General features: G+C 27.7%; 14 protein-coding genes and 1 tRNA gene. 6 read left to right on the top strand and 9 right to left on the bottom strand.

Annotated features, from left to right (window positions below):
- Nucleotides 1–10: 10 nt before the first annotated feature.
- The 3 genes from ACNI3C_RS00475 to ACNI3C_RS00485 all read left to right on the top strand — a co-directional run bounded on the left by ACNI3C_RS00475 (nucleotide 11) and on the right by ACNI3C_RS00485 (nucleotide 2,762).
- Nucleotides 11–235: a DUF350 domain-containing protein gene (locus tag ACNI3C_RS00475; protein WP_419770303.1), complete on the top strand. Its 225-nt coding sequence runs from the start codon at nucleotides 11–13 to the stop codon at nucleotides 233–235.
- Nucleotides 232–960 (top strand): hypothetical protein, encoded by a 729-nt coding sequence (locus ACNI3C_RS00480; RefSeq protein ID WP_419770304.1) that lies wholly within the window; start codon nucleotides 232–234, stop codon nucleotides 958–960. The genes ACNI3C_RS00475 and ACNI3C_RS00480 overlap by 4 nt, the downstream gene beginning before the upstream one ends.
- An 89-nt stretch (nucleotides 961–1,049) precedes the next feature.
- Entirely contained in the window at nucleotides 1,050–2,762 is a 1,713-nt protein-coding gene (locus tag ACNI3C_RS00485) for an ankyrin repeat domain-containing protein (protein ID WP_419770305.1), read from the top strand.
- Between the two features lie 183 nt (nucleotides 2,763–2,945).
- Here the strand turns inward: ACNI3C_RS00485 and ACNI3C_RS00490 are convergent, their stop codons facing one another.
- The 4 genes from ACNI3C_RS00490 to ACNI3C_RS00505 form a co-directional block, all read right to left on the bottom strand.
- Entirely contained in the window at nucleotides 2,946–3,953 is a 1,008-nt protein-coding gene (locus ACNI3C_RS00490; RefSeq protein WP_419770306.1) for an IS110 family RNA-guided transposase, read from the bottom strand.
- Between the two features lie 2,774 nt (nucleotides 3,954–6,727).
- Nucleotides 6,728–7,669, bottom strand: coding sequence for a hypothetical protein (locus ACNI3C_RS00495; protein ID WP_419770307.1), 942 nt, complete (start codon nucleotides 7,667–7,669; stop codon nucleotides 6,728–6,730).
- Complete coding sequence (locus ACNI3C_RS00500; protein ID WP_490722732.1) at nucleotides 7,666–8,802, bottom strand: U32 family peptidase; 1,137 nt, start codon at nucleotides 8,800–8,802, stop codon at nucleotides 7,666–7,668. The genes ACNI3C_RS00495 and ACNI3C_RS00500 overlap by 4 nt, the downstream gene beginning before the upstream one ends.
- 90 nt (nucleotides 8,803–8,892) lie before the next feature.
- Nucleotides 8,893–8,987, bottom strand: a tRNA-Arg gene (locus ACNI3C_RS00505).
- Between the two features lie 1,040 nt (nucleotides 8,988–10,027).
- On the opposite strand from ACNI3C_RS00505, the gene ACNI3C_RS00510 reads away from it, so the two are divergent.
- Nucleotides 10,028–10,717: a hypothetical protein gene (locus ACNI3C_RS00510; protein WP_419770309.1), complete on the top strand. Its 690-nt coding sequence runs from the start codon at nucleotides 10,028–10,030 to the stop codon at nucleotides 10,715–10,717.
- Nucleotides 10,718–10,823: 106 nt separating this feature from the next.
- Here ACNI3C_RS00510 and ACNI3C_RS00515 read toward each other — a convergent pair whose 3' ends face one another.
- Nucleotides 10,824–11,978: an ankyrin repeat domain-containing protein gene (locus ACNI3C_RS00515; protein WP_419770310.1), complete on the bottom strand. Its 1,155-nt coding sequence runs from the start codon at nucleotides 11,976–11,978 to the stop codon at nucleotides 10,824–10,826.
- A gap of 132 nt (nucleotides 11,979–12,110) precedes the next feature.
- Nucleotides 12,111–12,737, bottom strand: a complete 627-nt coding sequence (locus tag ACNI3C_RS00520) for a CBS domain-containing protein (RefSeq protein ID WP_419770311.1) — start codon at nucleotides 12,735–12,737, stop codon at nucleotides 12,111–12,113.
- Between the two features lie 286 nt (nucleotides 12,738–13,023).
- Between ACNI3C_RS00520 and ACNI3C_RS00525 the strand changes: the two genes are divergently transcribed.
- Together ACNI3C_RS00525 and ACNI3C_RS00530 are read left to right on the top strand one after the other, a co-directional pair.
- Nucleotides 13,024–13,272 carry a hypothetical protein gene (locus ACNI3C_RS00525; RefSeq protein WP_419770312.1) on the top strand — a complete coding sequence of 83 codons (249 nt, stop codon included), beginning with the start codon at nucleotides 13,024–13,026 and terminating at the stop codon, nucleotides 13,270–13,272.
- A complete protein-coding gene (locus ACNI3C_RS00530; RefSeq protein WP_419770313.1) occupies nucleotides 13,269–13,421 on the top strand; it encodes a hypothetical protein in 153 nt (50 codons plus the stop codon). The genes ACNI3C_RS00525 and ACNI3C_RS00530 overlap by 4 nt, the downstream gene beginning before the upstream one ends.
- A gap of 25 nt (nucleotides 13,422–13,446) precedes the next feature.
- Here ACNI3C_RS00530 and ACNI3C_RS00535 read toward each other — a convergent pair whose 3' ends face one another.
- From ACNI3C_RS00535 to ACNI3C_RS00545, 3 genes are all read right to left on the bottom strand, one after another.
- Nucleotides 13,447–14,937: a fumarate hydratase gene (locus tag ACNI3C_RS00535; protein ID WP_419770314.1), complete on the bottom strand. Its 1,491-nt coding sequence runs from the start codon at nucleotides 14,935–14,937 to the stop codon at nucleotides 13,447–13,449.
- Nucleotides 14,938–15,042: 105 nt separating this feature from the next.
- Nucleotides 15,043–15,540 (bottom strand): hypothetical protein, encoded by a 498-nt coding sequence (locus ACNI3C_RS00540; RefSeq protein ID WP_419770315.1) that lies wholly within the window; start codon nucleotides 15,538–15,540, stop codon nucleotides 15,043–15,045.
- Nucleotides 15,498–15,911: an amino acid-binding protein gene (locus ACNI3C_RS00545; protein ID WP_419770316.1), complete on the bottom strand. Its 414-nt coding sequence runs from the start codon at nucleotides 15,909–15,911 to the stop codon at nucleotides 15,498–15,500. The genes ACNI3C_RS00540 and ACNI3C_RS00545 overlap by 43 nt, the downstream gene beginning before the upstream one ends.
- Between the last annotated feature and the right edge of the window lies 1 nt (nucleotide 15,912).

The following is a 15,912-nucleotide window of genomic DNA, read 5'->3' on the forward strand; positions in this document are numbered from 1 at the left end:
GAGAAAGAGTATGAAACAGATTATTATGGATTATATTATTACATTTGGATGGGCTATTGTTGGCTCAATAAGTATGGGTATTGGTATTATTATTACTTTAAAGCTGTTTACAATAGCAACAGTAAATATTGATGAATGGAAAGAAATAAAAGATAAAAATATTGCTGTTGCTATTATTATAGCATCTATTATCTTGGCATGTGCATGGGTTGTAAGTTCAATTATTAGACCATGAAAAAACTATTCATAAATATTTCTCTTATCATTTTGGTAGTTTTACCTTTTGAAATTATTCAATTTACTGATTATAAATATACTAACACAAGGGTACACGCATCTTCAGAAAGAAGAATAAATACCTATGGAACTACTATTGCTAGAAAAAGTGAATATATAAAACGCTCAATCAAAGAGAGTAGTGCTAATGATATAGGGAGTATTGCGTATAAAATGAATGAGTTAGAATATAACTATAAACTTCCATACAGTTGGGGTGGAGATATACGTGATTTTCAAAAAGGATTTGATTGTACTGGATTTGTGCATGGGATAATGTATTATAAAGGCTATGATACCTTTTTGAAAAGATTTAATACACACTCTTTATATAAAAAATTATTACAAGATAGAAATTTTCAACTGGTATATAAATCTGATATTAACTCTATTCAAGAGTTTGAGTTAACAAGTTTAAAACTAGGAGATATTGTAATGTGGCCAAGTGGAATAATGGATGCAAAAAACTTGCCAACAGATAATATTTTTGGGCATATTGGTATTGTATCAAAATTTATAGATGGTGTTCCGTATATTACTCATTCAGTTCGATCGGATGCGTATAATAATATTGATATTTTTCCAAATAAAGGAGATGGAATCAATACATTAAAAGCAAAAACATTTATTTCCTTAAAACAAAGAGGTGTTTTAGCAATTTTTAGAGAGAAGGTTGAGTTATGAAGTATTTGTTAATTGAGATACTATTGATTTTTAATGGCATCATACTGTATTATCGTCATAACATTAATATATTAAACAAAGGGATAAAAATGAAAGGTATAACTAAAATTGCATTGATATTATTATCAATTTTCTTTTTGGTTGGATGTGAAGACAAAGTTGAAACTATTAATAATGCAAAGAATATGCTCAAAAAGTCATGTGAGAGAGCAAGTAATTCTTTAAATTATAAAGAAAATGGCGATGTAACTACAGCTTCTTTAAAAAATGCATTAAAAATATTGAAAGATGATATAAGAGATGTTGATAAATTGATAAATGGCTATGAGTATTTAACTGGTGGACCTAATAATGATAATAAAATGAATGCTTCATATAATGATTATGTTGAAAAAGTTATAAAGGAATATGGACAGTTTCACGGTTTATCAATTTCTAATGATGTTTTTACGATAACTAGCATGAGAACTCATTATCCTGAAACATTAGGAAGCAAACCAGCTTTCACTTGTACTCTAAATAAAATGAATTTATTTTATAGAATAAAAGATGAGATGTCAAAAAAAGAAAAAGATTTTATCTACATGAAGGAATATCCGAAAGAAGGAAACAAAACATCACTAATGAAAGCAGCTGATGATTGTAATATTGAAGCTGTTAAGTATATGCTTAGCAGTAAACAGGGTGGTGATATAAATGCAACGAATGGTCTCAATGATGCTCTTCGATATTCAATGTCTTATTCTTATCATAATAAAGAAAAATGTAACAATGTATCTAGGACTCTTATCGATGAGGGAGCTAATATTGAAAGAAAAAAAACAGGAGAAAGTCTTTTACAAATTGCTATAAAAAAACATGATTTAGCGATGGTAGAATATTTGATACAAAAAGGTTTCAAACTTGAAATTGGAGATTTACATTATGCTACATACAAAGGAACTCCAGAGATTGTCAAAGTTTTACTAAATCAAAATATGGATACAAGTGTATCTCTTCCTAAAAAATATAATTCATTAGAAAAGTTATACGAAAAACCAATTTTAAATGCAAATAGTATTGAAACTATGAAATTGTTAATAAAATATGGTGCTAATATTAATGAACGTGATACTAGTTCTAGATCACTTCTTCATGTACTTTCTTTGGATGTATACGAAGATAGATTTATAGATTTTCCAAGTAAACTTGCAATTTATGCTTTGAAAAATAATGCAATTATTACAGAAGATAGTCAAGGAGATTTTTTCCAAAAACAAGCTATGATTAATCTATTGAATGCTACTATTTATGAAAAGAAAATAGCTACAGAATTTATTGCAGAATTGATGAGTTATAAACCAACACTTTTTTCAAAATTTAAATTTGTTGATGATAATATGGAACTCTTTAAAATAGACTCAATGGAAACACAGTGGATTACTGAAGTAAAAAAAAGTGAGAATATTAAATCACTTACTCAATTCATTGAGGAGCAACAAAACTTAAAAAAGAAATTTGTTTTAGTAATTGGCACAGGATATGATTATAACTTATCACATCATCATGTAGCATCTCGATTTACTGCAGAAACTGATGGTGGGGATACAATCATGAAAATACAAGAAAAGGTTGATTTACCATTTCTCATTATAGATAATGAACTTCAAAAAGATATGCTAGAATATTTAACTCATAAGTACAATATCAAAATAAGAAGTACACCCTATGCTATATTTTATAAGAATGGAAATGTTATAGATTCATTTGTAATGCTAAATAATGGATCAAGTGTAGATAAATTGGTTAAGTTAAGTCAATAATATTGACTATCAATAGTGGAATAAGTTTATTAAATCAACTTTTCCATGATATGATTTTATTATAAATATCAAAGATTTATTCGATGAAAAATTCCGGGGACAGTCGCCACCTTAAAAAAACTTTAAATTTTAAAATTTCTAATTAATATCATAACATAATAAATCTCCATAAAAAAGAGTAGTTTAATGGCTCTTTTTATAAACCACCACAAACTTTTTATAAAATTCTTTATCATATTGGGTGTCATTTTTATATAAAGAATGAGCAATAATTATCATCTTTCTCATAACTGCTATTTGTGTAGCTGTTGTATGTTTACCTTTAGTTTTTAATCTTTCAAAAAATACTTTAAAATTATCATCAAACCTAATTGCGGTAAGTACTCCCATAAATAAACTTCCTCTATATACTCTTGAACCTGCTTTTGAGATTTTTGATTTCTTATGAACAGATGTTCCAGATGTTTTTTCTATTGGGTCAAGTCCAGAGAGTGAAACAATTTGTCTTTGATTTGCTTTTGGATATTTAATAAATAGATGAAGTAATACTATAGCTCCTACTTCTCCTATACCATATAGTGATTTAATATTATTATACCCTTTTATTAATTTATCATCTAAGTTAATAATATCTTTTATTTTATTGAGTATTTCAATCTCTTTGTTTTTTGATATTTTAAGAGATTTTTTTAAATCATTAATCATATACTTACTACCATCTTTTACTGTTACAGCTTCTAGTTGATTAATTAGTTTAGAGGTACTTTTAGTAGTGAATTTATAATATGATATTAACTCTTTTAGCTCTTCAACTATAGTATCAATATAAGGTACTTTAATCTCATCATCTTTTGCTAAAGGAATAGCTTGTGATAATACTTGTGCATCTATCAAATCTGTTTTATTTCTTTGTCCTAAAGCCTTTGAGAAGTTAGAAAATTGTTTAGGGTTAATAAGGAAACATTTAATATTTTTTTCATTACAAAATTTTGTTAAAGCAAAAGAATAGTCACCTGTTGGTTCAAAAATAAAAACCAAATTATCAATATCTTTTTTATAAAGTTTATTTAACTTTGAATATAATCCTTTTAAACCTTTTACATTATTCTCAATTTCAATATTTGCTTTGTTAATAGGTATATGTACTGCAATTAATTTTTTACTAATATCTAATCCGATACAATTAATCATCGTGAACCTCCAATATTTAAATTTGAGAGTTCGTTAGGCTAGGAGTTAACTCCTAGCTGATTAATTCTTTACACATAACTTAACCTCGTGTAATACGATCTAGTAAAACTTACCGATCTTGTCGCCACTCAAGTTTAAAGTGTAATTATCTGACTGTCCCTCAAGCTAGTTAATTTATTTAAGTTTATTTAACCGCTTTGGATACTTTACCAATATATTAACTTTAATGAACTCTAGATTTATTATATCATGCAAATACGAGGATACTTAATTATCAGACTAAGATATAGGTGGCAGGTAATAACGATAACAAAATAATCAAACAAGAAATAAATATATATTAGAGGCGTATGAACAAGGATATTCACAGTATCTAATTGTTAAAATAATCAATATATCTCAGCTGGCAGTCAATAAGATAATTAGGAGAAATAGTTGATTAAGTTATCGTTATCACCTGACCCCCTTTTTTCTAATGCTTTAATAAGATAACTATTTATTTAATGAACATTATATATAAAATAATCTGATATCATCGAATAAATGTGCATAAAAAAGGGTAGGGCAAAGTAAAATTTTTTCTTACATGTAAGAATATTTTGTTAAAATGAGCGGTAAAAAAAGGCAAAAAGTTCAGAGTTTAGCTCAGACCCATTTTCCCTGTTTTTATTTTCTAATATAGAATTAATTTTTCATTTCAGCTCATTTGATTTATCTTCATCTAAAGGAAAATTATATGTTTCAATAAGTGAAGTGATTTGCATATTTCAAATAAACAATTCATGTAATTTATCTTCTCATTCTTCATTAGATAAATCAATATTAGAAATTTTTAATCATTTATCTTGAATATCATTTATTTGATTATTAACTCAATCAATTTCTTTATTTATTTTTCTAGTATCCATCTCATATCTCAAAGTAGGTTCATAAAAATCTCAAACTCAAAGTTCAGCTTTCAATTTATATTTACCATTTGTAATCATACTTTCAGGTGGTCTCTTACTAGCATCAGTTATCAATCACAAATGCTCTCCCAAATCACTTACATATTTATCTTTATACTTAGTAGAATTATCTACCAAAGCAGAATTAATGGAATCTTTAAGTGGAGTGATATTTTTAAATAATTCAGGATTTTCAAATTTAAAAGTTTCAACTATACTTTTAAAACTAGAATCTTTTTTGATTAAATAAGAAGTGAATTTTTCAAATTTTACAGGAGATTCTTTTTGTAATAATTTAAGTACTTTAAATAATAATTTTTCATTTTTTAAAGCATTAATAATTTTGATTTCAATATCCTTAACTTCATCATCAGATAATAAATCTATCTTATCTCAATTATCAATTTTAGAAACTAATTCTGAAAAATTTTCATCTATTAATTTTAATTGTTTTGTAAAATTTTCATTAAAATTATTTTTTATCTTATCTATATTTTCTTTTGATACATCTATATTTTCTTTTGATATATCTATATTTTCTTTTCTTAAAATTTGAATTTTTCAAAATTTATTTTCAAAAAATTCAAATGTTTCTTTATTTATTGGTAAACCATTTTCATATATATAGTCTTCTAAATCTAATCCATCTGCAGATTTGATAACATTGATAAAATTTTGTTTTTCTTCATCAGTTAATTTATCTATATATTCATTGAATAATAATTCAGAATCTTTTTTACTTCATAATTTTTCATTCCATTCAAAAGAAAATATATTTTCCTTAATATCCAATAATTCTTTTTGTAGTTTTTCTTGAGAATTTAAAATATCTCAAGATGTATTATCTTGAGTTTCAAAATTTATCGATTCATTTTGAAATTTTTCAGCCATAAAAAAAATATTATATTTTACTATAATATTTTATCATATTTTTCATTTATCTTCAAAATTTTGCATTAATTTTTCTTAATTCCTCTGCACTTCTTGTCTTTTCCTCTGCACTTCTTGTCTTTTCCTCTGCACTTCTTGTCTTTTCCTCTGCACTTCTTGTCTTTTCCTCTGCACTAATTATATTATCAAAAGATTTTGTTATTTCTTTTTTATTAAAATCATTTCAATTTTCCCTTATATATTGTGATAAAGTTGGTGCATATTTTACTAAATCTGGTAGTGCATCATTAACAATATCTTTAACAAAAACTAAGTCTACTATTTCATCCCACCGTTCTTCTATATCAGCTCTAGTTTCATCTTTATCTATATCAGGTCATTTCATAAAATTTTCTATAAACTCAGATTTACCTTTTACTAAAGCATTAGCTAAATATTCTAATCAAGTTCATAGTTTTTTATTATATTCGTTATAAAGATTTAAATCATCTTTTGATGTAAAATTAAATTGTGGTGATGCTGAATTTCTTAAAGATGTAGCAAATAGTATTGTAGAAAACAGCGTCAATAAAAGTAAAATTTTTCAGTATTTCATAGTATCTCTTTTTATATCAAACATTTTATCTTTTCTTCAGAGCATATTAGTATATCAAGAGAATAGAAGACTAAAAATATTTTACCTTAGATTTACAAGCTTTATCTTTTATATGCCCAGCTTCCAACTATAGATTGACTGTTAAGTCTTTCAATGACTTTAATAGATAACTCTCAAAACCAAATATCTTTTTTTCTTTTAAACCATCTCTTTTTATTTTAACTCTCTATTTTAGCTGGGGGTAAATCCAACTTATTTTAGAGGTTATTATATGGTGATTACTCGACTTTTATATTTGAAAATTTATGGGTTATTTTATTTGTTTTTTTCTTAGTTCTTATTTAAGGCAGTATCTCCCAGATAAATCTGTTTCTATTATTTTTATATACTATTTTTGGTATATCTAAAGAAATATTTGTTTTATAAACGGTATTGTACCTTTGTCTTAGTCCTAGTATATCGCTATGCGTAAACTCCAATGAAGCAAAGTTACAATACTTGGAACACTCTTCTTTTACAAAATATCCTCTTTCATCTTCAAAGCATCCTGCGATATCACAAGCTTTGGAGTTTGCAATGGTAATATTTGGATAGTAAAAATCACATTGCATCTTTGGAACAGTATCAAAAAATTCGGTGTTTAGATTTATATTTTCTATAGATACTCTTTTTATATCCAGTGATTTATAAAACTCTCTCACTTCTATATTCTCGAACTCACAATGACTCAAAAGCTCTTTTTGATTTTGAAGCTGTATTTTACTTATATCATATTGTGAAACATTATCTAAAAAACTGTTTTTAATAACTTTTGTAAAATTTACTCCAAGTATTGCTTTTAGATTTTTATTTTCTAATACTATATTTAATACCCCAATATCATTTACTACAACCTCTGTATTTGGTTTATTGGCTAAAAGTTCACATATATATCTTACCTCTTCACTTTTATTTTGACTCACAGGAGGAAAAACAAATACAAAATTATAGTGTCTTTGTTCACAAAAACTTCTAGCTTCAATTAATTCTTTTATTGTAGGGATCAAATGCTCACAAGAACTGTTTCCAAAATAAATACCTTTTATAAGTTTATACAGTTCCCTTTTATCATAAAAGAGTCTATTTTGATGCTTTTGTATCTCTATTGTACTTTGAATATTTGTGATATATTCAATATTTGAATTTTTATCAAGCAAAGTATGTGTTTTTGATAGTGCAAAAGGAAGTAAGGTATCCATGTTTTTTAGTATTTTTAGATTGTTTGCTTTAATATATAATTTCATAGTTGATATTGACTTTGTTTATAATGATACTCTTCATTTTCAAAAGTATCAAGGTATTTATAAAAGTCTCTTCCTCTTGAAGGTATTTTATATGAAGTTATATTATTAAATTGTGCAAAAAAATTCAAGGTTTCATAAATAGCACTTTTGTTTAACTTATGAAACTTCTTGTAATTGTCCTCTTGTATAAAAGGTAACTCTTTTAGTTTTGTATAGATACTTTGCGCTTTAGGAAAATCAAGGTTTTTTAAAATATTGATTGCTCTTACATATATTTTTTTATCTTCTTTTAACATTGCTATATCGTACAGACTAAGAGTTTCTAAAATTAAAGTTATTTCTTTACTGTTAAACTCATATAGGTTAAATTCAATCTCATCAAGTAATGAGGTTATATCAAGAAAAACTTTTTTTAGTTCTTCTTTTTTTTCCGTATCAGTAAGCTTTGTATTTTTAACGATTTGTTTATAGCTTGGGTTAGCATTTTTGATAAGTTTTTTTTCTCGCTGTGTGTAACTGCAAAGTGAACCAAAAGTTAAAGAATCATATCCATGCTCACTAAAACAAAAACTTTCGCTGAACCTACAGTTATCACCAAATAAGAAACACTCAAACATTATATTTGGATGTGACTTTACAATAGTTTGTATATTTTTCAAAGATATATCACGAGGAAGAATTATTTTAATAGGGTCAAACTGTTTTACTAAAAAATCAACAGCATCATTACTATAGGTTCCAAAAAGATTTGAAATTATAATCTCTTTATAGTTTCTCTTTTTAAGCATCATTGCAATAGAAATATTTGCTACTATAATACCATCGACTTTATCAAAAAAAAGTTCATAAAGCTCTTTTGAAAAATCAAGCATAATTTCATTTGAAGTAAATGAATTTAATGCCAAATATATAATACCACCCTTTGAGTGTATCTTTTTTATTACATTTTGTATATTCTCAAAGTTACTAAACTGCTCTTTTAATCGGTATCTTCTATTCAAAGAAGTTTGTGTTGCATATGTATTTGAAAACTCCGAAGGGATATATCCAAAATAAAACTGTCTGATACCATCATCTAAAAGGATATCTACATCAGTTGATTCGTCTATACCAATTATTAACTTTTTTTTCATTATTTATTAAGCATCTCATTTATAAATTTTTACAATAGTATCTTTACTATTTATACTTATTTTAGCATGTTTTAAAAGATTTGCAAAGTTTGGCGAGGGCAATGGGAATCGAACCCATTCTGAAGATTGGTCGTCTTCTGTCCAGTCTCGGAGACTGGTGTGCTAAGCCATTACACTATACCCACATTATAAATATTTTACAATTATATTTATTGAAAAATTTAGAATTATTGTAGCAGTTTTTTTATAGAACTATCTCCCATTTGAATGAAGTTTTTATATTTTATATATAATTACTTATTATTTTATCATATTAGCTATATATATGCAAAAAACTATCTTTTTGATAATTTATTTATAATTTCATTTTTCAATTTTATCACTTCCTCCTCTCATTTTTTAATTTCCTCCTCTCATTTTTTAATTTCCTCCTCTCATTTTTTAATTTCTTCCTCTCATTTTACTATATTATAATTCAAATTACATCTATATTCTTTTTTTGCAATCTCAAGAGTAACAAGTCATGCTTTATAATCTTTTTTTGTGTCTATTTTACCATTTTTATTAAAATCACATTGTGCTAATAAATCACTTGCTTGAACTTGAGTTAGTGAAATAACTGCTGCAACAGCTGCAGCTAAGATTGGATTTACTTTTTTTGATTGTAGTATAGATATTTTAAGTTGTATTAGTTGTTTTCAAAGTTTCATATTGTTTTCTCTTTTTTATATCAAACATTTTATCTTTTCTTCAGAGCATATTAGTATATCAAGAGAATAGAAGACTAAAAATATTTTACCTTAGATTTACAAGCTTTATCTTTTATATGCCCAGCTTCCAACTATAGATTGACTGTTAAGTCTTTCAATGACTTTAATAGATAACTCTCAAAATCAAATATCTTTTTTTCTTTTAAACCATCTCTTTTTATTTTAACTCTCTATTTTAGCTGGGAGTAAATCCAACTTATTTTAGAGGTTATTATATGGTGATTACTCGACTTTTATATTTGAAAATTTATGGGTTATTTTATTTGTTTTTTTCTTAGTTCTTATTTAAGGCACTTTAAGATGACTTTTTAATTTTTTTCATTATTATATAATTAATATATGCGGATGTGGCCTAATGGCTGGGCGCTGGGCTTCAACCCCAGATTGGACACCAATCCAGATACACGGGTTCGATTCCCGTCGTCCGCTCCATAATATATAAGTGAAAGTAAAAAATGGCAAAAAAGATTTATCATATTTCAATAGAAGAGTCAAGACAGTTTATATCTCAAAATAAATCAGAACTCAATAAACTTTTAACCAATAAACACTATTTTGAATATACAAAGTATTTTGGAAAAGTTTACTTTAATCTTCAAATAGAAAAGTTTATACACTTTTTTAAAATCAACAAAGACTTACAATACTCACTAAAAACTATTAATCATCTTAGTAACAATATCATTTTAAATGAACTGTTTTTATTGCTTAACTTTTCTCAATTTGATTTTGTTAAATATAAAGTAAATGAAAAAGAGTTTTTTTATGGCTTGTGTTATATTATGTATCAAGAAAATATACAACTTTTTGAAAAGCTTTTGCACAAATTCTTTTTACATTTTCATGCAACTTTAAACAACAATACCAACATACAAATAGATTTTAAAGAGATGACTATAAGTCTAGCTAATTCACGAAAGATTTCAATAAAAGAGTCTTTTGGAGAAGATGAAGCAGGTGCTTTTTTTATACTCAAAATAAATGAACAAGCCATAATAACTCAAAGAGGAACATCTATAAAAACACTTCGTAAAAAAGCTTATAAAAATATGTTTTATTATCTATTAGACAATGAAATAGTTAATGATAAAGAAATTAAGCGTGATGAAGCTTATGAAACAATGAGTGCATTAAAAGAGCTTTGAGTTCAATAATAAATTCTAAGATATTGTCATATTTATTAAAAATGGATAGAAATGATGAAGTGGTCTATAGTAAACTAACAGAGTTAAAAAGCTTATAAAATTTCTACTAATCTTTACTTCTTAATATCTCTAAAAGCTCATTTTCTTCTATTTTTAAAAAAAGAGCACTCTCATATGGGGTTTTATTCATACTGTTTTTGATATCTTTATTTGCACCTTTACTTATAAGAAACTTGATGGCACTTTTTATAGCGTTTAACTTTTTATATGCTGATTCTAGATAGCTTGTTTTTTTATCGAGTTTGGCTTGTTTTAAAATTGAGATGACGGCTTTATGTTCATCTTTTTTGTAATATGCTTCACTATTTTGTGATTGTATTTTTGCAATGTTTTGTAAGACTTTACTGTAATCAACAACCAACTGATGCAATGGAGTATCCCCATCTTTGTCTTGATGGTTTATATTCAAATTATTTGACAAAAGGATTTCTACTTTTTTTTCATAAAAATTATCAAAGCTTAGTGACTGAAAAGGAGAATAGCCATTATTGTTTTCATGTAAGTTAATACCACTTTGTACTAAATATTTAAACGCTTTATAGCTCTCTTCCCCTCGTTGGGCTAAGAGTAGATTGTGATAGCCAAATTTATTTTGAGTATTCAGTTCATCTTTAAACATATCTATGAGATATTTGTAGGTGTCAAACTTTATTAATTTGAACATATGTGGCGGTAGCTTCAAGTCCTTGTTAGGACTATGCAGAGCAAATTCTAAAAGATTATTACGTTGCAATAGCTCTTTTTTAGGGTCAAATCCAAGTGAAAGAAGATATTTTATAGCTTCAATATCATTGTTAAGTACAGCAATAGCTAAAGGATGGCGTTTGCTTTTTGGATTGATATTTGGCTTATACCCAGCTTTTACTAGCTCTTTTGCCATATGAAGTTGAGTATGATAAACAGCAAAATAAAACAGATCCAAACCGTCTTCATCTACATAGTTTATATTGGCACCTTTTCTAATCAGTGATTTAAAAAGCTCTGAGTTTTTTGAGCTTATAGCTATAAAAAGTGGTGTCCAGTATGTATTTCTTTTTTTGATTAAATACTTTTCATCAACATCTATACCTAAGTCAATAACACTTTGCAAAAGTTTGGCATCGTTATTTTTCATGGCATATTCAAATTTGTCAAGCAACTCATCTTGTGGTGTTGCACATAAAAAAAGTGTCAAACTCAACAATAAAATTAAACTTTTCATTTCACATATCCTTTTTGTACATAAAAACTTTTTTCGATTTGATAAACGGTTTAAAATAGGGGTCAGGTGATAACGATAACCTAACATTTCATAAATATGATTGCATAAATTTTAGCAACAGTCCTCGGAATTTTATGACCATAACTGCAATTTTGGCAAATGTGAAACGGCTTTTAAAATATCTGTTTTTGAAACAATCCCTAATAAAATATCATCTTCATCCACAATAGGAATTGCATCGAGTTTGAAGTCAATCATAACTTTTGCCACTCTTCTGATATCTGAAATGGGGTCGGTTGTAATGATTTCTGGTAAAAAAATATCTTCTAATTTTCTGTTTAAAATCTCTTTTGTATTTTCAATATCATCCATTAAAAGATTCAATATAATTTTTTTATTGATTAAACCCAGAATTTTTCTGCCAAAAGAGAGAATAGGTATTTGCGAAATTTTATTTTCTTTTAAAAGGGTGTATGCTTCTTGAATCGTTGATTGACTGTCAATACACATCACATCTTTGGTCATAATATCTTTGACTTGATAAACCGGCTCCGACAAATCCATATTTGCTATTTCTTTATAAGCGTTAAGCGACTCATCACTGTTTTGGGAGTTCTTTTTTTTGTTGGACAAATCATTCATAATTTCATCATCCGGTTTAAATCTTGATTCACTTGACTCATCAACATTTTTAAGGTTGTATAAATTGTCAGCCGTACTTCTAAACCCTACACTTCCATTATTGTATATGGTAAACATGTATTCCCTTTAAAAAAATTTCTGATTAATGATAGAGTTAATTCTATCATTTAGTTATTGAATAAACAAGGTTAACTGACTGTTTGTGGAACGGCTCATAAAATGTTGATACATGAATTGAGTCAATTTTTAACTAGAATATTAAAAACCCCTAAAAATAGTATTTTCAGATAAAAATTCATCATCAATTTTATCAAATCTTAACGTTTGCTTATGCTCTAATACTCTTTTAACTAAAATAATGGCATAATAAAATAATGTTCAAAATCCCAAAAGGATGTGGAAAATGAAAAATAATAATGAAACCAGTAACAATAACACGAAAATAGTTGTTTATGTTCTGTTAGGAATTGTATTAATTGCAGGTATTATACTCATGCCTAAGGCGTCATTTGAAAAAGAAAAAGTAGAATCAAATGGATTTGCAAAATACAAACTTCCTGATAAAACTTCTCTGAACTCATCTATGCCAACAACACTCACTTGGGATGACCCCTATTTCCAAATGAGCAAAAGTAAAACCAACGTAAAATGAGTATTTTAATCTTTCTCGCCCAACTTTTGGGTGTTACTATCCTTATCATTTTAAGTTATAAAACTGCAATGTATGGTTATACGATGTGGAAATTTAAAAACAGAAAAAAAGATGGCAGTGAGGATGATGATTTTAAGTATTTAGATTAAATTACAAAGGCCTAAGCCTTTGTAATTAGATTGTTCTCCATTGAGCTGGTCCTGTGGTATGAATAGATTCACCCGTAGTGTCAACAGCAACAGTCACTGGCATATCTTTTACTTCAAACTCATAAATGGCTTCCATTCCAAGCTCTTCAAATGCTAAGACTTTTGCAGATTTAATTGATTGAGAAATCAAATAAGCCGCTCCACCTGTAGCAATTAAGTAAATTGATTTGTACTCTTTGATTAAATCAATCGTTGGTTGTTTTCTTTCAGCTTTACCAATCATTCCCATGATACCAATTTCCATCATCTCTTTGGTAAATTTATCCATTCTTGTAGATGTCGTTGGTCCAGCAGGTCCTACTGCTTCATCTCGAACTGGATCAACTGGTCCTACGTAATAAATAAATCTGTCTTCGAGTTTAACCCCATTTGGAAGTGGTTTACCTGCATTTTTATACTCAACAATTTTTTTGTGTGCTGCATCACGTGCGGTTAAAATTTTTCCTGATAATAACAGCGTATCACCTGATTTGAATTGAGATAAGTTCTCTTTGGTTAAATCTTCAATGTTCACTTTTTTAATTGTATCCATTGGCAATTCAATATCTGGCCAAAGGTCTAAAGAAGGTATGTTAAATTTAGCTGGTCCATCCCCTTTAAGTTTAAAGTGAATGTGTCGTGTTGCTGCACAGTTTGGAATCATAGCCACAGGAAGTGATGCTGCATGGCAAGGATAATCCAAGATTTTAACATCTAAAACGGTGGTTAATCCACCTAAACCTTGTGCTCCAATTCCAATTTTATTGATGTCTTCATAGAGTTTTAATCTTAACTCTTCAATGGCATTTTGAGGACCTCTTGCTTGAAGTTCTTGAATATCTACGTGACCCATTAAAGACTCTTTTGCTAAAAGCATTGCTTTTTCAGGGTTTCCACCAATACCAATTCCTAAAATACCAGGAGGGCACCAACCCGCACCCATCTCTCTTGCATTTGCCATAACCCAGTCATAAATTGAATCACTTGGATTTAATACCGCAAATTTAGATTTATTTTCACTTCCTCCCCCTTTTGCAGCAACCGTAATGTCTATCTCATCTGAATTATCAACAGTAACATGAATAACCGCTGGAGTATTATTTTTTGTGTTAACTCTTTTTCCTGCAGGGTCTGCAACAACAGAGTATCTTAAGGTATTGTCAGGATCAGTATACCCTTTTGCCACACCTTCATTGAGTAAATCTACCAACTCTTTTTTAATGTCTAAATTGGCTTTTAATCCCACCTTAACAAAAATATTAACACTTCCCGTGTCTTGGCATAATGGTCTGTGCCCCATTGCACACATTTTTGAGTTAATTAAAATTTGTCCAATGGCATTTTTAGCTGCTTCACCTTTTTCATTCTCATACGCTTTCACCATTCCTTTTACAAAATCTTCAGGATGATAATACGAGATATACTGACAGGCGTCCGCTATACTATCTACAATATCTTTTTCTGTTATTTTTTTCATATTTAAACCTTCAATCTAAAATTTATCCTCATTATATCAAAAGAAGACGATAATAAAAATTACATTTTTCTATTTTTTATAAAATCCGTATATTTATATAAATTTTTACACACCAATAAACTCAAAAAAGAAATCGGCAATATCTTTTGAAGCTAAAATTTCACTTCGTCGATATTTGTCAATTTTTTTATAGAGCGTATATTTTTCTATAATGTTCAAGTGTAAAATTTTTTCATATAAATCCAAAATAAAATCCGTACGTGAAGCAATCTCTTTTGCCTCATTTTTGATAAAGATTTTATGTAACTCTTTAATCTCTTCAATAGATACGACCACTAAAGAGGAGTCAATTAAGTACTCAATCTCTTCCAGTTTGAAATTCTTTTGTATGCATTTTGAGTATTCACTCAAAAGAACATTGATCTCTTTATTGCGTTCATAATTATAATCCGCATTTTGCAAATATCGATACAAGGTTGGTTTTGTTTTTTGCCAATTGTACAACGTGTTGATTTGAACTTCAAATCGTTCACTGATTTTTCGATTGCTTAACATGTTTTTTACAATGTATTCAATAAAGTAATATGGTTCTCTTGCAGGCATGCCACCGCTTTAGAAAACGATTTTTGATTCACTTTAAAAATAAATGCGGGTTTATTATGGTTGCTTACGGTGTAGGTGTACTCAATGTTGATTTGATTCTGTGATAACACAGAAACCACTTGGTTAAAACTTCCAATGTGATCTTCAATTTCAATGGCAATGACCTCAATGATTTTGACAGAAAAACCCGCTTTGTCAATCACCTCTTTGGCTTTTTCTTCATCTTCAACAATGATTCGTAAAAGTCCAAAATCATTTGAATCGGCCAAATTAATAGAGACAATTGACAACCCATTACTGCTTAACAGTTCCGTAATATCCGTTAACTCTCCAATTTTATTTTCAAGAAAAATAGTCAGTTGTTTAATCATG

This window comes from Marinarcus sediminis (SeqCode) (genome assembly GCF_048571275.1).
Lineage (GTDB): Bacteria > Campylobacterota > Campylobacteria > Campylobacterales > Arcobacteraceae > Marinarcus > Marinarcus sediminis.